The 19,168-nt window shown below is 76.5% G+C and carries 17 protein-coding genes and 2 pseudogenes; 9 read left to right on the top strand and 10 right to left on the bottom strand.

The window, feature by feature from the left end:
• Positions 1-70 precede the first annotated feature (70 nt).
• The 6 genes and pseudogenes from CO540_RS03460 (at position 71) to CO540_RS03435 (ending at position 5,141) form a co-directional block, all read left to right on the top strand.
• On the top strand, positions 71-1,177 hold the full coding sequence (locus tag CO540_RS03460) for a sensor histidine kinase (RefSeq protein WP_099160873.1): 1,107 nt from the start codon (positions 71-73) through the stop codon (positions 1,175-1,177).
• Between the two features lie 114 nt (positions 1,178-1,291).
• A complete protein-coding gene (locus tag CO540_RS03455) occupies positions 1,292-1,987 on the top strand; it encodes a response regulator transcription factor (protein WP_099160872.1) in 696 nt (231 codons plus the stop codon).
• Between the two features lie 29 nt (positions 1,988-2,016).
• Positions 2,017-2,496 carry a hypothetical protein gene (locus tag CO540_RS03450; protein ID WP_157779048.1) on the top strand — a complete coding sequence of 160 codons (480 nt, stop codon included), beginning with the start codon at positions 2,017-2,019 and terminating at the stop codon, positions 2,494-2,496.
• A gap of 252 nt (positions 2,497-2,748) precedes the next feature.
• On the top strand, positions 2,749-3,234 hold the full coding sequence (locus tag CO540_RS03445) for a hypothetical protein (protein ID WP_091574324.1): 486 nt from the start codon (positions 2,749-2,751) through the stop codon (positions 3,232-3,234).
• An 85-nt stretch (positions 3,235-3,319) separates the two neighbouring features.
• Positions 3,320-3,969: pseudogene (locus tag CO540_RS03440) on the top strand (class F sortase).
• A gap of 74 nt (positions 3,970-4,043) precedes the next feature.
• Positions 4,044-5,141: a magnesium and cobalt transport protein CorA gene (locus tag CO540_RS03435; protein WP_099160870.1), complete on the top strand. Its 1,098-nt coding sequence runs from the start codon at positions 4,044-4,046 to the stop codon at positions 5,139-5,141.
• Here CO540_RS03435 and CO540_RS03430 read toward each other — a convergent pair.
• Positions 5,083-6,144 carry an aminoglycoside phosphotransferase family protein gene (locus CO540_RS03430; protein WP_099160869.1) on the bottom strand — a complete coding sequence of 354 codons (1,062 nt, stop codon included), beginning with the start codon at positions 6,142-6,144 and terminating at the stop codon, positions 5,083-5,085. The genes CO540_RS03435 and CO540_RS03430 overlap by 59 nt on opposite strands.
• Positions 6,145-6,254: 110 nt before the next feature.
• On the opposite strand from CO540_RS03430, the gene CO540_RS03425 reads away from it, so the two are divergent.
• The 3 genes from CO540_RS03425 (at position 6,255) to CO540_RS03415 (ending at position 7,951) form a co-directional block, all read left to right on the top strand.
• Positions 6,255-6,644 carry a YchJ family protein gene (locus CO540_RS03425; protein ID WP_099160868.1) on the top strand — a complete coding sequence of 130 codons (390 nt, stop codon included), beginning with the start codon at positions 6,255-6,257 and terminating at the stop codon, positions 6,642-6,644.
• Between the two features lie 222 nt (positions 6,645-6,866).
• Entirely contained in the window at positions 6,867-7,565 is a 699-nt protein-coding gene (locus tag CO540_RS03420) for a hypothetical protein (RefSeq protein WP_253866417.1), read from the top strand.
• Positions 7,562-7,951 carry a VOC family protein gene (locus CO540_RS03415; protein WP_099160867.1) on the top strand — a complete coding sequence of 130 codons (390 nt, stop codon included), beginning with the start codon at positions 7,562-7,564 and terminating at the stop codon, positions 7,949-7,951. The genes CO540_RS03420 and CO540_RS03415 overlap by 4 nt, the downstream gene beginning before the upstream one ends.
• 65 nt (positions 7,952-8,016) lie before the next feature.
• On the opposite strand, the gene CO540_RS03410 is transcribed toward CO540_RS03415, so the two are convergent.
• The 9 genes and pseudogenes from CO540_RS03410 to CO540_RS03370 all read right to left on the bottom strand — a co-directional run bounded on the left by CO540_RS03410 (position 8,017) and on the right by CO540_RS03370 (position 19,166).
• A complete protein-coding gene (locus CO540_RS03410; protein WP_099160866.1) occupies positions 8,017-8,403 on the bottom strand; it encodes a DUF2267 domain-containing protein in 387 nt (128 codons plus the stop codon).
• A gap of 58 nt (positions 8,404-8,461) precedes the next feature.
• Positions 8,462-10,324: a transketolase gene (locus CO540_RS03405; protein WP_099160865.1), complete on the bottom strand. Its 1,863-nt coding sequence runs from the start codon at positions 10,322-10,324 to the stop codon at positions 8,462-8,464.
• A 79-nt stretch (positions 10,325-10,403) separates the two neighbouring features.
• Positions 10,404-11,645 (bottom strand): MFS transporter, encoded by a 1,242-nt coding sequence (locus tag CO540_RS03400; RefSeq protein WP_099160864.1) that lies wholly within the window; start codon positions 11,643-11,645, stop codon positions 10,404-10,406.
• Between the two features lie 506 nt (positions 11,646-12,151).
• Positions 12,152-12,892 (bottom strand): annotated as a pseudogene (locus tag CO540_RS03395) (hypothetical protein); the annotation flags it as partial.
• Between the two features lie 54 nt (positions 12,893-12,946).
• The gene (locus tag CO540_RS03390) at positions 12,947-14,137 is read right to left on the bottom strand and encodes a hypothetical protein (RefSeq protein ID WP_099160862.1); all 1,191 of its coding nucleotides are present in this window, start codon (positions 14,135-14,137) and stop codon (positions 12,947-12,949) included.
• A 53-nt stretch (positions 14,138-14,190) separates the two neighbouring features.
• Positions 14,191-15,849 carry a serine/threonine-protein kinase gene (locus CO540_RS03385; RefSeq protein ID WP_099160861.1) on the bottom strand — a complete coding sequence of 553 codons (1,659 nt, stop codon included), beginning with the start codon at positions 15,847-15,849 and terminating at the stop codon, positions 14,191-14,193.
• A 382-nt stretch (positions 15,850-16,231) separates the two neighbouring features.
• A complete protein-coding gene (locus CO540_RS03380) occupies positions 16,232-18,016 on the bottom strand; it encodes a hypothetical protein (RefSeq protein ID WP_099160860.1) in 1,785 nt (594 codons plus the stop codon).
• A gap of 94 nt (positions 18,017-18,110) precedes the next feature.
• Positions 18,111-18,605: a DUF4395 domain-containing protein gene (locus CO540_RS03375; RefSeq protein WP_099160859.1), complete on the bottom strand. Its 495-nt coding sequence runs from the start codon at positions 18,603-18,605 to the stop codon at positions 18,111-18,113.
• A gap of 75 nt (positions 18,606-18,680) precedes the next feature.
• Positions 18,681-19,166: a thioredoxin family protein gene (locus CO540_RS03370; RefSeq protein WP_253866414.1), complete on the bottom strand. Its 486-nt coding sequence runs from the start codon at positions 19,164-19,166 to the stop codon at positions 18,681-18,683.
• Positions 19,167-19,168: the final 2 nt, after the last annotated feature.

Genomic DNA, 19,168 nt, shown 5'->3' with positions numbered 1-19,168 from the left:
CCACTGACGGCCGGGATCTCCGTCTCGCGGCCGATGAGGGCCGGCCGGCCGGCGGCCTAGCATCCGGGTCATGAGGTGTGCGTCTTCCCGGCCACGGTTCCTGCTGCTGCTCGACGGCGGCATCGCCGCCGCCTGCTTCGGCGTGTCCCTGCTCGTGCTGCTGACGTCCGACGCCGGCCCGACCACGGCGGGCGGGACCGCCGTCGCGGTCGGCCTCGCCGCGCTGCAGGCCAGCTGTCTGCTGTGGATCCGGCGCCGACCCGGGTACGCCCTTGCGGTCGCCGCGCTGGCCGGCGTCGGCCTGGAGGCGCTCTGCCCGCAGCTCGGCTGGCTCGGGTTGGTGGCGGCGCCGCTGTCCTACGTCGCCCGGCTGCGCCCGCCCCGGTTCTCCCTCGTGGCCCTCGCGCTGCTGGTGGCGCCCACGCCCTGGAAGCTGGTCACCGGTGGCTGGCGGGACATGCTGCTCGCCGTCACCGCGCTGGGGCTCAGCTGGGCGGTCGGCGAGCTGATGCGCGCCCGGGAGCAGCGCCGCTGCGCGTGGGAGCGGCAGGTACGCGCGGTCGAGCGGGAACGGATCTCCCGGGAGCTGCACGACGTGGTGGCCCACCACGTGGCGGTGATCGCGGTGCAGGCCGTCGCCGCCGAGGACGTCTTCGACCAGCAGCCGGAGCAGGCCCGCGCGGCGCTCGGGTCGATCCACGTGGCGGCCCGGTCGGCGCTGACCGAGCTGCGGGCCATGCTGCACGCGCTGACCGCCGACGAGGGGTCCGATCCGGACGCGCCGCAGCCGGGGCTGGCCCAGCTCGACGCGCTCGTCGACGCCGTGCGGGCGGTGGGCCTGCCGGTGACGTTGCGCCGCGAGGGAAACGGCGAGGCGCTGCCCGGCGGGGTGCAGCTGTCGGCGTACCGGATCGTGCAGGAGTCGCTGACCAACGCGCTGCGGCACGGGCACGCCACCCACGCCGACGTCGACGTCCGGTACGACGGCGGTGTGCTCCGCCTGGAGGTGGTCAACGACGGCTCGGCGCCGGCCCGCCGATCCGGGACGAGCGAGGGGCGCGGCATCGTCGGCATGCGGGAGCGGGCCCGGCTGCTCGGCGGCACGCTCGACGCCGGCCCGCTGCCCGCCGGCGGCTTCCGGGTACGGGCGCAGCTGCCGGTGGGGGCGGCCCGGTGAGCGCGAGGAGTGAGCCGGTGTTGCGAGCCCCGCAGTCGCGAACGGAAGGTGGCCGGTGAGCGCGAGGAGTGAGCCGGTGTTGCGAGCCCCGCAGTCGCGAACGGAAGGTGGCCGATGAGCGAGCCGGACGGAGGGCAGGCGCGCATCCGCGTGGTGGTGGCCGACGACCAGGAGCTGATCCGCGCCGGGTTACGGATGGTCCTCGACGCCCGGCCGGACCTGACCGTGGTCGGTGAGGCCGCGGACGGCGTCGAGGCGGTCACGGTGGCGACCCGTACCCGCCCGGACGTGGTGCTGATGGACGTGCGGATGCCCCGCCAGGACGGCATCGCCGCCACCCGGGAGCTGGTGGCCGCCGGCAGTCCCGCCCGGGTCGTCATGCTCACCACGTTCGACGTCGACGAACACGTCTACGCCGCGCTGCGCGCCGGGGCCAGCGCCTTCCTGCTCAAGGACACCCGACCGGCCGACCTGGCCGAGGCGGTACGGGTGGTGGCCCGGGGCGACGCCCTGCTGGCGCCGACCGTGACGCGGCGGCTGCTGGACCGGTTCGCCGGCCGGCTGCCCGGCCCGGCGCCCACCGCCGACCGCGCGCTCGCGGCGTTGACCGCCCGTGAGGTGGAGGTGCTCACGCTGACCGCCCGGGCGCTGTCCAACGCGGAGATCGCCGCCCGGCTGCACCTGAGCACCGCCACGGTGAAGACCCACGTCTCCGCGATCCTCACCAAGCTCGGCCTGCGGGACCGGATCCAGGCGGTGGTCCTCGCCTACGACACCGGACTGGTCCGGCCGGAACCGCCGGCCGGGTGAGCCGCACGCACACGACCACGGGGGACGACATGAGCGACATGACACTGCACCGCACCGGACGTCGACTCTGGACGCTGACCACGGCGGGCACACCGCGCGGCACGCTGCGCGCCGGTCGGGGCCTGGTCTGCGCCGACGCGACCACCGCCGAGGGCACCTGGTCGTTGCGGGCGCTGGGCCGGCGGCAGCTCCGGATCACCGCCGGGCCACCGGACGCGCCGGTACTCGTCCTGGAGCCGCCACTGGCCCGGTGGGCCGGCACGGACGCACCGGCCGGGTGGAGCACGCCGCGCGGCTTCCGGCGGTACGAGGGCGTCCTGACCCGTCCCGGCGGCCGGGTCGCCGCCCGCACCTCGACCCGTGCGGGCGCGCCGGTCGACGTCGACCTGATCGGGCGGCACCCCGATCTCGTCGTGCTCACGGTGTGCTTCGCGCTGCTGGCGAGGCGCCGGCGGGACCGGGCGAGGGCTCTGTTTGTCGCCGCGATGACCTCGCACGGCCCGACCTGACCCCGCCGACGAACTCCGCCGAAGCCGGCGGGAACGGACGGACGGTGACGAACGGGCACGCCGTACGCAGGTGCGGGCCGTCCTCGTCGGAGAGGCGGGAGGGTGGACACCGGACGGCAACGAAGATTTCTCAATTACCCCCAGTGACCGCCGCAACCCTCCTAGTGTTGGCCACACCGGTGCTAGTCACGGAGTTGGCCACCCGAACGACGTCCCACGCAGACAGCGGACGAAAAGTGAGGGAAGACGCGGATGAAGGCACAGTCATTTCTCGGACCGGCGGCGGTCGGCGTGGGCCTCGGCGCACTGCTGCTCCCGGCCGCCGCGCTGGCGGACACCAGAGTCTCACCCGCCACCACCCCGGTCGGTGGCACCGTCGTGCTCACCACGACGTGCAACCCGAACGCCGGTGACGCGATCTTCCGGGTCACCGGGCCCGACCGGGACCAGAACGTCCGGTCCACCACGGCGGCCGCGGGTGGCGGGCTGAGCGCCGAGCTGTTCACCGCCGGCTTCACGCTCGGCACGTACACGGTCGCCTCGACCTGTGGCGACGGCAGCGACGGCGGCAGCGCCACGTTCACCGTCACCCCGATCGGTGGCGCGCAGGCCGGCGCCGGCGGCCGGGACGGCGACACCGGCGTCCTGGTCGCGGGCGGCGCGCTGGCCGCCGGCGCGCTCGCCGGCGGGGCGTACGTGGTGTTCCGTCGCCGGCGCCGGGCGGGCGCCACCGCCTGACGGCTCGCCGCGGCATCGTCGAACGGGGCGCCCGCGCCGGCACGGCCGGCGCGGGCGCCCCGTCCACGTCGCACGGAGGTGGGATCTGTCCTCGTCAGAGCGCCGGACGGGCGGCCCGTCACGGGTCCGCACCGTCGCCGTCGTCACCGCCGTCACCCTCGCCGGCGCCACCGGCGCCGGGCTGGTCTCGGCCGGTCTCGGCAGCACCTCGGCGTCACCGCCCCAACCCGGCGCCTCCGCCGCGCCGACCACCGAACGCCCGGGCGCGGCCGGCCCGGCGCTCCCCCGGTCGACGCCGGTGCGGGTGGTCATCCCCCGCATCGGGGTGGACGCCGACATCGTCCCGGTCGCCACCGACGACGACGGCGCGCTGGAGGTGCCGCCGCTGGAGCGCCCGGAGGTGGCCGGCTGGTACCACCCGGCCCCGCGCCCGGCGAGTCCGGCAACGCCGTGCTGGTCGGGCACGTCGACTCGCAGCACGGCCCGGCGGTCTTCTTCGACCTCGGCCGGCTGCGCCCCGGCGACACCGTCCGGGTGGTCCGCGCCGACGGTCGCACCGCCGTGTTCACGGTGGACGGTGTCGGGGCGTACCCGAAGCAGCGGTTCCCCACCGAGCGGGTGTACGGCGGCGGCGCGGCGTCCCGGCTGCGCCTGATCACCTGCGGCGGGCGCTTCGACCCGCGTACCGGCAACTATCCCGACAACATCGTCGTCTTCGCCACCGCCGTCCGCTGACGCGGGCCGGACACCGCCGCCGCGCCGCGGGCCGTACGGTAGGCCGTCGGTTTCCCGGGCGGCGGAGGTGTGGGGTGGACCGGATCCGGTGGCGGCCACGGCTGCCCGGCGTGGTCGGACGGCTGCTCGGGCGCGTCGACCCGACCAGCGCGCGCCGGCCTCGGCGGGCCAACCCGGACGCGGTGGTCGACTGCGCGGTCTACGTCGGCGGGCGGCGGGAACCGGGCCGGCCGCACTACGCCGACGCGTACGCCCGGGCCAGCCACGGCCGGCGTACCTTCGTCTGGCTCGGGCTGCACGAGCCGGGCGCGGCGGTGATGGCAGCGGTCGGGCGGACGTTCGGGCTGGACGAGCCGGCGGTGGAGCAGGCGCTCGCCGACGGGCACCGGCCGACCCTGCGGCGCTACGGCGACGTGACGCTGCTGGTGCTGCGCAGCGCCGGCTACGTCGAGCACACCGAGCTGACCGCCACCTCCGAGGTGGTGGACACCGGGGACGTGCTGGTGTTCGTCGGTGACCGGTTCGCGGTGACCGTCCGGCACGGCGCCACCGGCGCGCTCGCGCCCGTACGCGAGGAGGTGCAACGCCGCCCGGAGGTGCTGGCCGAGGGGCCGTGGGCGGTGGCGTACGCGGTCTGCGCCCGGATGGTCGACCTCTACCTGGAGGTCGCCGAGCACCTGGAACGGGACCTGGAGCGGGTGGAGGAGAGCGTGTTCGCCCGTGAGCGCGGCGCCGACATCCAGCACCTCTACCAGCTCAAGCGCGAGGTGGTGGAGTTCAAGCGGGCGGTGCTGCCGCTGCCGGCGGCGCTGCGCGCGCTGCAGGACTCCCCCGACGGCGGCCCGCCGCCCGCGCTGCGCCACCGGTTCACCGCCGTGTCCGACGGGCTGGGCCGGGCGGTCGAGCGGATCGGCGCGTACGACGAACTGCTCACGTCGCTGGTCCAGTCGCGGCTGGCGCAGCTCGCGGTGGAGCAGAACCACGACATGCGCAAGATCGCGTCGTGGGCGGCGATCGCCGCCTCGCAGACCGCGGTGGCCGGCGTCTACGGGATGAACTTCGCGCACATGCCCGAGCTGCACTGGCGGTACGGCTACGCCGGCGCGCTGCTGCTCATGGCGACGGCGGCGGTGACGCTGCACCGGTTGTTCCGCCGCTCCGGCTGGCTCTGACCGGCCCGGCCAGGTCGGCCAGCTCCGCGTCGAGCAGCTCGGCCAGCAGCGCCACCCGGCCCGGGTCGGACTCCGCGGTGATGCCCCGGCTGGGCATCTCCACCGTCATCAGCAGGTAGAGGTGCAGCCGGTAGAGCCCGAGGCGTCGCCGCGCGCCCTCGTCCAGCGCGAACGGCGCGGCCGCCCGGTAGGCCCGGACCAGCGGGTCGTCCGGCTCGTCCTCGGCCCGGCGGAACAGCAACGGCGACACCAGGTCCAGCAGCGGGTCGCCGCACAGGTGCCGCTCGCCGTCGACCAGGCCGCTGAGCCGGGGCGTGCCGTCCGGCCCGTCCACCGCCAGCACGTTGCCGGCCCAGCCGTCGAAGTGCAGCAGCGCCGGGCGGCGCACCACGTCGAGGACGGCCGTGTGCCGGGCGACCAGCGCGCGGATCCGGGACGCGGGCACCGGCAGCGGCACCGCCCAGTCGGCCGCGTCGGCGAGCAGGTCGTCCACCATCGCGGTGTAGGCGCCCCGCCAGGTGGGGGCGGTGGCGCGGCCGCCGTCGTAGCCGTACCGGTCGCCGGTGACGGCGTGCAGCGCGGCCAGCGCCCGGCCGAACTCGGCGCGCAGCGGCCCGACGTCCGCGCCGGCCCGGGTCAGGTCCCACAGGGTACGGCCGGGCAGCCGCGCGGTGAGCAGCCAGTCGCCCAGCTCGGGGTGGCGGCCGTGGTGCAGCAGCGCCGGCACCGGCACCGCGGGCGCGCGAGCGGCCACCAGGCGCAGGTAGCGCGCCTCCGCGCCGATCATGTCCGCCTCGTAGCGCAGCAGCGGCACGTGCGGCGGTGGCCCGACCTTGAGCACCACGTCACGGCCGTCGGCCAGGCGCACCCACCACACCGCGGCGAAGCCGCCACCGCTCAACGGACCGCAGTCGACCACCTCGCCGGCCGGCCCGAGCGAGGCGGTCAGGTAACGGCGGACCCGTGCCGGGTCGAGGTCGCACCGCGTCGGGCTCGCGCTCATGGTCCTCGGAGAGTAGTGCGGCTTCCCCGCCGGCGCTGCCCCGCGCACGGATGGCGGCGCCTGGCGGGACCCGTCGCGGGCGCGGCCGGGCGGCGGGCGAGAATCGTCGGATGGGGAAGCAGAACACGGCCTGCCCGTGCGGGTCGGGCCGGCCGTACGAGGACTGCTGCGCGCCGGTCCACCGGGGCGTCGCGACGGCGGCCACCGCGGAGGCGCTGATGCGCTCGCGGTTCAGCGCGTTCGCCCGCGGCGACGCCGACTACCTGCGGCACAGCTGGCACTCGCGCACCCGGCCGGCCCGGCTGGAGCTGGAGCCGGGCACCCGGTGGACCCGCCTGGAGGTGCTGCAGACCGCACAGGGCGGTCTGTTCGACAGCACCGGGACGGTCCGTTTCCGGGCCCACTACACCGAGGGCGGCCGGGCCGGGACGCTCGCCGAGCACAGCCGCTTCGCCCGGGAGGACGGCCGCTGGGTCTACCTCGACGCGCTGCCGGAATGAGGCGGGCCGGCGCGCCGGCCTCCCCCGGCAGCAGGATCCGGCTTAGACTGGGGCACGGCGCGGTCCCGCGCCCCACCTCCGATCCGGTGCCCACGCCACCGGCACGCGGAGGCAAAGGGGGCTTCGAGCCCTCGGGACGCGACACCTGACCACCGCGCGGCAGCGCACGGCACGGTCGCCGGAAGCGTGGGTTCCCGACCGGGTCGTGACAGGGAGCGCGCGATGACCCGTCAGAAGTCCTTCAAGTCCCGGGTACGCACCCGGATGGACAAGACCGGCGAGAGCTACACCACCGCCCGCCGGCAGATGCTCGCCAAGGCCGAACCCGCCCCCACCCCGTCGGTGGCCCTGGCCGGGGGACGGACCCAACAGGACCGGATCTCCGACGCGCTGCTGCGCGAGCGGACCGGGCGGGACTGGGCCGGCTGGTTCGACCGGCTCGACGCGTGGGGCGCGGTCGAGCGGACCCACACCGAGACCGCCCGGTGGCTGGTCGACACGCACGGGGTGCCGGGCTGGTGGGCGCAGACCGTCACCGTCGGCTACGAGCAGGCGCGCGGCCTGCGCGCACCGGGTCAGCGGCGGGGCGGCGGATTCGAGGCCGGCGGCAGCCGGACCGTCGCCGTGCCGGTGCAGACGCTGTTCCACGCGTTCGCCGACGAGGCGACCCGCCGGCGCTGGCTGCCCGACGTCGAGGTGCGGGTGCGCACCGCGACGGCGCCGAAGACGTTCCGGGCGGACTGGGCGGATGGCCCGAGCCGGATCGTGGTCGGCCTGACCGCGGTCGGCGCGTCGAAGGCGCGGGTGGCGGTGCTGCACGAGAAGCTGGCCGACGCCGGCGAGGCGGAACGGTTCAGGGCGTACTGGCGGGACCGGTTGGGCGCGCTGAAGGCGCTGCTGGAGCGGGAGGCGGCCCGATGACCGGTGCGACGTTCGTCAACCTTCCGGTGCGCGACCTCGACGCCGCGGTGGCCTTCTTCACCGCCCTCGGCTTCGTCGCGGCGCCCCGGCCACCGGGCGCGCCGAGCGCGCAGCTCAGCTTCGGCGCGACCACGCACCTGGTCCTGCACCTCCCCGACGCCTTCGCCGCGTTCGCCGGCGCCGACGTCTGCGACACCGCGGCCGCCCGGGAGGTGATCGTGGGCCTCGGCGTGGACCGGCCCGAGCAGGTCGACGCGCTGGTCGAACGCGCGGTCGCCGCGGGTGGCACCGCGCTCGGGCCGGTCCAGGACCTCGGGCACCTCTCCATGCGCGGCTTCCGGGATCCCGACGGCCACCAGTGGTCGTTCCTGCACCTGGCCGGCTGATGCCCGGGCAGGTGCGTTAAGAGGGGGCCCCGCCTCTACCGGAGACGTTGAGCGGGGCCCCTTCCTTACATCCGTGGGGCGGGCTGGGCCAGTTCGCCGATCTCCCGGGGCAGCTGGGCCATCGCCCGGTTGAACTCCGCGGGTCCGACCACCCGGTGCAGCGCCTGCAGCACCGCACGCGCGCCGCGCTCGGCGTCGGCCGGGGTCGCGCCGGCCCGCTCGGCGATCCGGCGCAGGAACTCGTCGTACCCGAAGGCCTGCGGGTCCTCGACCCGCGCCCGGGCCAGCAGCGGGCGCAGCTCGTGTGCCACGTGCTCGCTCAGGTCGGCGGCCTCGCCGCCGCTGATCCGCTCGGCGAGTGTGCGCAGCGTCGCCTCGGTCAGCGCCCGCGCGGACTCCTCCGACACACCCGCGCGGGCGGACACCCGCGCGTAGAACTCCGGTTCGGCCATGGTCGGTCCTCCCGTCGGCGGCAGCGTGGCTACCCGCCGGGGGCCCGGCCAAACCCGGTCAGGCCAGGGCGCGGGCGGCCGAGACGACCGCGTGCACGCCGATCCCGGCGCGGTCGAGCTGCTGGGTGGGTGTGCCGGAGCCGGGCAGCCCGCGCACCGCGAGGTGGCGGACCCGCGCCGGCGCGTCCAGGTCGGCCAGTTCCTCCAGCACCGCGGAGCCCAGGCCGCCCTCCGGGTAGTGGTCCTCCACCACCACCAGCCGCCCCCCGGTGTCGCGGACGGCCTCCAGCAGGCGGTCCCGGTCCACCGGCTTGATCGAGTAGAGGTCCACCACCCGGGCGTCGATCCCCTCCCGGGTCAGCTCGTCGGCGGCGGCGAGGCAGACGTGCACGGTGACGCCGGTGCCGAGCAGCGCGACGTCACCGCCGTCGCGGACCACCCGGCTGCCGCCGACCGGGAACTCCTCGCCGTCGTCGTAGAGCACCGGGTAGGCGCCGCGGGTGGTGCGCAGGTAGCTGACGCCGGGGCGGTCGGGCAGCTGGGCGACCAGGGCCGCGCAGGAGACCGCGTCGGCGGGGCAGAGCACCGTCGAGCCGGGCACCGCGCGCAGCGCGGCGATGTCCTCCAGCCCCATCTGGGACGGGCCGTCCGGGCCGATCTCCACCCCGGCGTGCGAGCCGACCAGCGTGATGTCGGCACGGGAGACGCCGGCCATCCGGATGAAGTCGTAGGCGCGGGACCAGAACGCGGCGAACGTCGCCGCGAACGGCCGCCGGCCGCGTACCGCCAGGCCCACGGCCGCGGCGGCGAGCTGCTGCTCGGCGATGAACATCTGGAAGAACCGGTCCGGGTACGCCTCGGCGAAGCGGTCGGCCCGGGTGGAGTCGCTGACCTCGCCGTCGAGGGCCACCACGTCCGGCCGGACCGCGCCGAGCGCGCGCAACGCGTCCCCGTACGCGTCCCGGGTCGCGACCTTCGCGCCGCGCGACCAGCGGGGCAGCTCGGGTCGCCGGTGCTCGACCGGGGTGGCGCGCGGCGCGGCGGGCGGCTTCGGCCCGGCGACCCGGATCCGCCGGGGTCCGCCGAGCGCCCGCACCGCCCGGTCGGCCAGCTCGGGGTCGAGCGCCTTGCCGTGCCAGGACGGGTCGTTCTCGATCTCGGGCACCCCGCGGCCCTTGACCGCGCGGGCCAGCACCACGGTCGGTCCGGTGGCCTCCCGCGCCTGCCCGTACGCGTCGTCGATCGCACCGAGGTCGTGCCCGTCGACGACGATCGCCCGGCAGCCGAACGCCTCGACCCGCCGCCGGTAGCTGTCCAGGTCCCACTCCAGCTCGGTCGGGCCGCGCTGCCCCAGCCGGTTGACGTCGACGATCGCGGTCAGGGCGCGCAGCCCGTAGTGGCCGGCCTTGTCCAGGGCCTCCCAGATCGAGCCCTCAGCCATCTCGCTGTCGCCGCACAGCACCCAGACGTGGGCCGGCGAGCGGTCGAGGTACTGGGCGCCCAGGGCCACGCCGACGCCCACCGGCAGGCCCTGGCCGAGCGAGCCGGTGGCCACGTCCACCCAGGGCAGGACCGGGGTGGGGTGGCCCTGCAGGCGCGAGCCGGACCGGCGGTACGTCTCCAGCAGCTCCTGCTCGCTGATCGCGCCGGTGGCCCGGAACACCGCGTACAGCAGCGGCGAGGCGTGCCCCTTGGAGAAGATCAGGTGGTCGTTGCCGGGGTTGCCCGGGTAGGACCAGTCGTAGCGCAGGTGCCGGGCGACCAGCACCGCGAGCAGGTCGGCGGCGGAGAGGCTGGAGGTGGGGTGCCCGGAGCCGGCCATCGTCGTGCACCGGATCGCGTCCACCCGCAGTTGGGCGGCCAGCTCCGCCAGCCCGGTCAGGTCCTCGTCGCGCAGCGTGCGCTCTGCTTCCAACGTCACCGCTATCGTCTCCCCGCGGTCGGTCGTGTCCGGACCCACCGTAATCCTGAATGCGATGATTCATCCCTTTTCTGGCAACTCACCCCCGTCCGGCGAACAGCCAGAGCGCCACCAGCAGATAGGGCAGCACGGCCACCGCGAAGGCGACCGGATTGCCCACCGCGCCGGCGAGCAGCCCGTACGCGCCGTAGAAGGCGACGGTGGTCAGGTCGGTGGCCATCCCGGCCAGCGAGGTGACAGTGGCCCGCGCGGAACCGCTGATCCGGGCCTGGAGCCGGACGTCGGCCAGCACGGTGGCGAGCTGGAACGCGGCGAACGCCACCGCCAGCAGCAGGAAGCCCCCCGGGTGCCGCGCCAGCGCCCCGGCCGCCAGCGCCCCCGCCGCGACGAGCAGGAGGCCGGCGTACCCGCGACGGGACAGCCGCTCGCCCCACGGGGCGAGCAGTCCGCCCACGGACATCCCGGCCCACACCAGCAGGAGCAGCAGCGGCACGGTCACCTCGGCCACCCCGGTGTCCCGGGCCAGCAGCCCGGTGTACTCGTCCAGGCCACCCCAGATCGCGGCCACCGCGGCGACCAGCAGCACGGCCGCGCGGACGGCGCGGTCGGCCCGCACCTCGGCGAGGCCCCCGCGCAGGCTGTCCAGCCAACCGGGCTCGTCGTCGTCCGGCGCCTCCCCCGGGCCCGACGGTGGGGCGGCGAGCGGCGCGACGGCGGCCGGCGCGGTGGCGGCCGGCGCGGTGCGGTGCTCCGGGAAGCGGGCCGCGACCGCGGCGGCGAGCAGGCAGGTCGCCACGCTGGCCGCGCCGACGGCGAGGTAGCCGCCGACCGCGAACACCGGCCCGGCGAGCACCCCCGAGCCGACCGCGCCGAGCACCTCGGCGGTGCGGGTGCGGCCGATCAGCCGGGCGTAGCGGTCGGCCGCGCCGAGACGGTCCAGCTCGGTGAAGACCAGCGCCTCCAGCGCGCCGGAGCGCAACGCGCCGCCGGCGCCCCAGAGCAGGAACCCGACGGCGAACGCCGGATAGGACGGCAGCAGCACCCAGAGCGCGAAACCGGCGGCCGTGAGCAGCGGCGCCAGGCAGAGCAGCAGCCGGCGGGAGAGCGCGTCGGCCAGGGCCCCCGACGGCACCTCCAACAGGATGCCGGCGACCGCCCAGAGGACGAACAGCGTCGAGATCTGCCCGACCGACAGCCCGGTGTCGGCGAACAGCAGCACGTAGAGCGGGTAGAGCAGGACGAGGTAGGTGAGGAACGCGTAGCCGTAGAGCGTCGCCGCCAGGCGGCGGGTCGCGGGCACGCGGGGAGATGCGACGAGCATGAGGCCTTCCCACGGGACGTGACGGACACCGGGCGCAGTGCACGGCGTCCGCGGTGGCCCGCGGCCTCGTCGCTCAGGAAGGCATCAACATCGCCAGGTCATGCCGACGATCGTAGCCGGACCCGCGCCGGCGGGTGGTCCCGTGCGACACGCGACCGGGGCGGGACCCGACGTCGGATCCCGCCCCGGTGTCGCGCGACGAGGGGTCAGCGGCGGAACTTGTCCACGTCCGCCGGCGGGATGACCATCGTGGCCTCGCTGTCCGCGGCCTGCTCGGCCGTGGGCTGGCGGGGTGCGGTCGGCTGGGTGCGCTCGGAGTCGGAGAACGACGGGATCGCCTGGGTGACGTCCGTGGACGCCGTCGGGCTGGTCTCGGTGCCGGTCCGGGCCGGCACCGGCTGGGTCGGCTCGGAACCCGCGTACGCCGACACCGGCTGGGTGCGGTCGGCCTCGGCGTCGCGGGCCACCGGCTGGGTCAGCTCCGCCTCGCCGTACGGGTCCGACGTGGCCAGGCGGGCCGCCACGTCACGTCGACCGGCCTGGTAGGCGCGGGCGTGGGTGGCGATGGTCCGGGACTCTTCCTCGGCCCGGGTCAGCCAGGTCTCCCAGCGGCTCTGCATCGGCCGGACCAGCCCGCCGCCGACGCCGACGACCAGGATGCCGCCGACGGTGGCGAGCACCGCGATCAGCACCGGGGTGGTCACCGCGGTGGCGACGCCGATCTGGTTGAGCGCGGCGATCACGCCCAGGCCCAGGATGAACACCGAGGCGAGGTTGGCCAGCACCCGACCGTAGGAGAGACCGCCGAGCGCGCTGGAGATGATGTCCTTCACCGCGCGGGCGATGGCCGCGGCCACCACGACGATGACGATGGCGACGAACGCCCGGGGCAGCCAGGCGACGACGCCGGCGATCAGGTCGGAGATCGGGTTGGGACCCCAGATGCCGAACGCGAGCTGCAGCGTGACCAGCAGCACGCCGTAGTAGGCGAGCTTGGCGACGATGTCGCTGGCGTCGTACTTCGAGCGGGCCAGCGCGGTCTTGATGCCGCCGCGTTCGACCGCCCGGTCGAAGTGCACCCGCTCGAGGACCTTGTCCACCAGCTTGAGCACGGCCTTGGCGATCAGCCAGCCGACGACCAGGATGGCGACGAACGCGACCGCCTTGGGCAGGAACAGCATCACCGAACGGAACGCGTCGCCCACCGCGTCGCCGAAGTTGTCTCTCATCGAAGGGCCTCCACGCATGTGGTCAGGATCGTTCCGGAAGGCCTACCCGGGCCCACGCGCGCGGAAACGCGGTCAGCCCCCGGGGCAGCGGTAGCTGACCCGGGTGCCGGCCTGCACCGGCGCGGGCTCGATGATGTTCACGGTGGCCGTCCCGGTGGTCGCGCCGACCCCGCTGAACGTCCACCTGAGGGTGAGCGTGGCGGTCCGCTGCCCGCTGCCGACCCGCTCGCTGAGCAGCGCGCCGGGCGGCGCGTCGGAGCGGAACCACTGGTAGCGGATCGTGCCGGCGCGCCCGTTGGTGCGGACCGTGGCCACCACGTCGACGGTCACGTCGCACGCGATGCCGGGCGGCCGGGGCACCGCCACCGCGACCTGCTCGACCTCCAACGGCCGCAGCCGCTGCCACAGGTAGAGACCGACCGTCACCAGCAGCGCGGCGGTGAGCAGGGTGGACAGCACCGAGACGACCCGGCGCCAGAGCGGCCGCGGCGGCCGGATGGGCGGCGCGACCGGCCAGGCCGGCGGCGGTGGCGGGGTCGCCGGCACGCCCGGTCCGAACCGCAGCTCGCCGCCGGACGCCGGCGCGGGCACGCCGCTCACCGCCCGCGCGGTCGGATCCCGGTACGCGCCGGCGGTCGCCCCCGCCGTCGGGGCGGCCGGCCCGGTGGACGTCGGCCGGTACGCGGCGGTCGACGCCCCGGTGACCTGCTGCGGCGGGGCGAGGTGCACGGTCGGCTCGGCCCGAACCGCCCCGGCCACGCCCGTACCACCGAGGTCCACCGTCCCGTCGGCGTCGGGCCGGCCGGGCTGACGCGGGCCGGCGAGACGCGCCGTCGGATCGGCGTCGCCGGGCCGGGCCACCCCCGGGCCGGCGAGGTGCACCGTCGCATCGCTCTCGGCGGGCGGCGTCGCTCCCCGACCGGCGAGGCGCACCGTCGGATCGGCGTCGCCGGGCCGGGCCGCCCCCGGACCGGCGAGGTACACCGTCGCATCGCTCTCGGCGGGCGGCGTCGCTCCCGGACCGGCGAGGCGCACCGTCGCACCGGCGTCGGCGGGCGGGCTCGCTCCCTGGCCGGCGAGGTGCACGGTCGGTTCCGCCGCGCCCGCGGGGTCGACGGTCAGGGGCGCGGTCGCATCCGCGTCGGCCGGTGGTCGGGGCGGGACGAGGTGGACGGTGGGCGCGGCGGCCTGCGCGTCGCGGGCCGGGTCGGCGGGCAGGGCGCGGGTGGGCAGCGCCTCGGTGGGCTCCTCCGGCCGCGTCACGCCGGCCGTCCCCGGTCCGGACTGCGGTGCTGGGCAACGGGCACGTCGTACTCCTAGCCGGGGGTGCAGTAGGTGTAGAGCGTCACGTACACCGGTTTCGCCGAGGTGGTCGCGTTGCCGGCGGCGTCGACGGCGGTGACCTGGACCGGGATGCGGCTGCTCTGTTTCGGCGCCGCGAACGGACCGAGCGTGCCGGTGAACACGCCGCGCCCGGCGGCGGCCATCCGGACCGTTCCGGTGGCGCCCTCCAGGGTGTAGCGGAACGTGACCTTCAGGGCGGCCGGACCGCTGCGGTCGTCGGTGACGGAGACGGAGACGGCGCTGCTCTGGATCCCGAACGGGCAGCCCCTCGGTTCGAGCTGACCCGGATCGGCGCTGACGCCGCCGACGACCGGCGCGGTGACGTCCGGCGGGGGCGGCGGCGTGGTGCTGCGCGACGGGGTGGGGGTCGGTGCGCTGGTGCGGACCGGCGGGCGGGTCGGCGCCCGGGTTCCGTCCGGCGTGGCGGACGGCGTACCGGCCGGTGGGGTGGGCAGGACGGACGGCGTGGCCGGCGGCGACGCGGTCGGGGTGACGTCCGGGGGCGTGACGGCCGTCGGGTCCGGTGTCGGCGGGTCGGTCGGGGTGGGACCGGCGGGCGACGGGCCGGCGGGAACCTCGGCGGCGGCCGGGCTCTCGCGGGCGGCGTAGCTGTAGCCGGCGCCGCCGGCCAGCACGGCGGCGACCACGGCGCCGGCCGCCAGCATGGTGCGCTTGCGTCCCCGCCGGAACAGGCCGCCCCGGCCGGCCGAGGCGCCGAGCGCGGTGCTGGCCACCGCGGTGGCGCCCTCCGCCCGGTCGGGGAACGGCCACAGCGCGGCGAGCAGCGCGGCCCGGCGGGCCAGCTCGCGCAACCCGCGTTCCTCCCACTCGGGCCCGTACCCGGCACCGGCCACCCGGTCGAGCAGCTCCAGGAAGACCTGGGCCGGTTGCGGCCGGTCGTCGGGGCTCTTGGCCATCCCGTGCCGCAGCAGCTCGTGCACCGGGGCGGGCGCCGGGTCGGTGGGGATCGGCGCGGTGGCGTGCTGCTCGCGCAGGGAGAGCAGGTCCGGACCCTGGTACGGGGGCCGCCCGGTGAGGCACTCGAAGAACGTGGCGGTGGCGGCGTAGATGTCGCAGGCGGGGCTGGCCGGGGCGCCGGTCCACTGCTCGGGGGCCATGTAGCGGGGCGTGCCGGAGACGGTGGTGTCCGAGCCCCGGCCGATCGGCATGGCGATGCCGAAGTCGGCGAGCTTGCTCGACCCGGCACCGGTGACCAGCACGTTCTCCGGCTTGTAGTCCCGGTGCACGACCCCGTGCGCGTGCGCGGCGGCGAGCCCGGCGAGCGAGCCCTTCAACACGCAGAGCGCCGCCTCGGGGGTGGTCGGGCCGTGCGCGCGCAGCATCTGCCGCAGCGAGACACCGTCGACCAGTTCCATCACGATGGCGGCGCCGTGCGGAGACTCGACGTACTCGTAGAGCCGGCTGACGTGCCGGTCGTCGATCTCCCCGAGCAACCGGGCCTCGTCGCGGAAGGCGGTGCGGAACGAGGAGTCGGCCCCGAGGTCGCGGACCAGATACTTGATCGCGACCGGGGTGCCGGTGTCGTCGTGGGTGGCGAGCACGACACTGCCCGACGCCCCGGAGCCGAGCTCACGAACCGGCGTGTAGCCGGACAGCTGCCAGCCGCTCATGCGACGAACCCCACCGCGATCCAGGGACGGCTGCCGGTTGCCGCCTCGCTGGTCATTCTGGTCGCGCCGGCGCCGCCGGCCATCGGCGCAACGGACGCTTCCGTACGCCGGACGGCGGCCCCGGACCGGAGGTGTCCCGCCGGTCCGGGGCCGGGCGGCGGATGGTCGGTAACGGACACACCGCCACTGCAGCAGACCCGCGCAACCCTCAGCCGGTGGGTCGCTCCCGGTCGACGGCCCGCCCTTCACCGGTATATTCGCGGCGCGGTCGTCCCGGACCGGATCGTCCTTGATCGACTCCACCTCGGCGAAGTGGCGCCATCAGAGGCCCTCGGACGGCACCACTTCGGCGACATGGAGTCGATCAAGGACGGCCGACCGGTCAGATCCGGCGGGCGGGCGGGACGCCTCCGGGCGGAGGCTCGCGGAGCAGCCAGACCGGGTTGCTCGCCCCGACGATCGCGCCGTCGCGGTCCCGGACCTGGGTGCGCACGTACGCCCCGGCGCCCACCCGCACCGGCAGGTCGTGCCAGCCCTGTCGCAGCTCCCGCCACGGCACCCGACCGGTCCGGATCGCGGGGGTCGGGTCCGCCGCGCCGGCCCGGTCGACGTCGCCGGTGACCACCTCCAGGATGGACCCGGCCGGCAGGTCGGTGGCCCGCAGCCGCACCGTCACGGTGTCCTCGGCGACCGTCGGCAGCGCGCCCATGGCGCTGCGCCCGCCGAGTTCCAGGTCCAGGGCGCCCCGGTAGACGGCGAGGTCGGCGAACCACGCCTGCCCGGCGCGCAGCGCGGCGACGAGGTCCTCCCGGTCGGTCGAGGCCGCCCAGACGGAGGTGACGTACCGGTCCCGACCGGTCCGCCAGTCGGTGCCGTTGTGGTCGTCGGTGACGCCGACGGCGGTCAGCGGGATCGCGTTGCGGGCCGCCACGTCGTACGCCCAGAGGTGGTCAGCGACCGGGGCCCGTCCGATCTCGATCAGGTCGACGCCGAGCGCGTGCCGGGTCACCAGCAGCCGGGCCAGGGAGTCGCGGCGTTCCACGTCCAGCGGGTGGTTCCAGCAGACCACGCCGCCGTGGCCGTGCAGGAACTCCACCATCCGCTCGGTCGCCTCGACGTCGTCGTCGCGGTAGGGCGGGGACGGGAAGCGGGGCAGCGTGCCGTCGCCGCCGAACCAGTTGAGGTGCCGGACCATCGACACCTCGTAGGCCCGGTGGTGGGTCACGCCCGGGTAGGCGTCGGCGTAGCCGGCCAGCACCTCGGCGCGCAGCTCCTCGCCGGCCTGCCCGGCGCGGCGGGCCCGGTCGAAGACCAGCCGGTCGACCAGGTACGCGCCGCGCGCGCCGCCGGCCACCGTCACGCCGAGGCGCAGCCCGCGCAGCGAGTTGTCGCCGGCCACCAGGTCGGGCCAGAGCCGCCGCGCGTCGGCGAGCAGGTCCAGCGTGTGCCGCCGCCAGGCGCCGATCGGCGCGGGCAGGTCGACGGTGCCGTGCCGGCCGTCGGCGGTGTGCCGGACCGCGTCCGTCGCGCCCAGCCGGTAGCGCAGTACCAGTTGGCCGGCGGGTCGTCCCGGACCGGCCGGGTGGTGGGACAACGCGATCTCGACGGTCAGCGTGGCGTCCGGCCCGGCCGCCTCGGGCCGCACGTCGAGGTGCAGCGTGGTGTCGGAGATGTTCCCGGTGTGGGTCCAGTTCCAGGCCTTGCCGGCGTACCAGTGGGTGCCGGTGCCGGCGGCGCTGAGGCGCAGCGCGCGGCCGGGACCGTCGGCGGCGTCCGGCGCGGCCACGAACTCGGCGGCCGACCCGGTGAGCCGCCCCTCGGTGGCGGCCGTCCAGGTCCAGGCCAGACCGCCCTCCAGCTCCTGCGGGCCGTCGAAGTGGACGACCCGGCGGTGGTCGTGGGCGGCGACGCGGAAGTCGTGGTCGGTCCACCAGAGCACGTCGACGGCGTTGCGGCGGGCCTGGTCGAGGTGGGCGGCGTAGCTGGCGATGCCCTCGCTGAACGAGGCGTGCAGGTGCATCGCCATGCTGATCGGCCGCCGTCCGCGCGGCGCCGGCGGCCGGTCGGCGGTGGCGGCCAGCCCGACCGGAACGCCGATCCCGGCGAGCGCCAGCCCGCCGGCGGCGGCGAGCACGCTGCGCCGGTCCAGTCGCGCCCGACCACCCATGCCATTCCCCCGTCCCCGTGCCGGCCGGGCCAGCGTACGGGCGGCACGGGCCGGGGCGGCATCCGGCGATCGTGCCGGTGTTCGGGCGGGGCGGTCAGCGGGGCGGGACGGCGACCCGGGCGGCGAGCGGGCGGCCGGTCAGCCGACGGACCGCCAGGTAGGCCTCGCAGCCGAGGCAGAGCCCGAACGCCGCGTTGAGGAACGCGGCGGCCAGCGCCGCGGCGGTGGCGATCAGGCCGACCACGGGCGCGCCGGCGAGGAAGCCGGCGGCGCCGACGGTGGCGAAGACCAGCCCGACGATCTGGGCGAACCGCACCGGGGCGGCCGGTTCCCGCTCGGCCGGGGGGCCCAGCCGGGGCGCGACCAGGGCCCGGAAGAGCAGGCCGTACGGGCCGAGACGCGGGGCGGCGGCGGTGAGCGCGAAGACCACGGCCTGGGCGAGGACGAGCAGCCCCGAGCCGGTGACCAGGGCGACGGCGAGGACGACGGTGGTGAGGGCGGCGGCGAAGCGCGGCCCCCGGGGTCGAGCAGCATGGGGGTTCCGTTTCGGACGGCGGGGCGGGCGGTCAGGCGGGACGGGCCGACGCACAGAGGCTCGCCGCGAGCCGGCCGTGGTCCACCACCCGCCGCCGGGTCAGCCGCACGCCCGCCGAGCGCCGACCGGTCACCGGGCGGCGCCGGCGGTGAGCGGGGCGAGCGCCGCGAGCAGCTCGGCCCGGTCGGGCACGCCGGCGGCCCGGCGCACGACGCGTCCGGCCGCGTCCACCACCAGCACCGTCGGGGTACGCCAGACGTCCAGGTCGCGGGCCGCGTCGAGGTGCTCGTCCACGCCGACCTCCCGCAGCGCCACCCCGTCGAGGCGACCGGTGACGTCGTCGAGGACGCGGCGGGTGGCCCGGCACGGCGCGCAGACCGGGGCGGAGAACTGCACCAGCGTGACCACGCCGGGGCGTACCCCGAGGGCGGCGAGGGTGGCCCGGTGCGGGGCGTCGCCGGCGGCGGCCGACGCGTCGCGGTCCGCCGCGCCCGGCGGGCGTTCGCGGACAGCCCGCAGCCGACCGTCGTGGCGGCGGCGCCACCAGCCGAACGCGCCGGCGACCGCGAGCACGGCGACGAGCACGAGGACTCCGGTCAGGCTGGGCGGGCGCACCG

This window comes from Micromonospora sp. WMMA2032 (assembly GCF_002688545.1).
Lineage (GTDB): Bacteria > Actinomycetota > Actinomycetes > Mycobacteriales > Micromonosporaceae > Micromonospora > Micromonospora sediminicola.
Note: the sequence above shows the minus strand (reverse complement) of the source record. Positions and strands in the feature narration are given on the sequence as shown.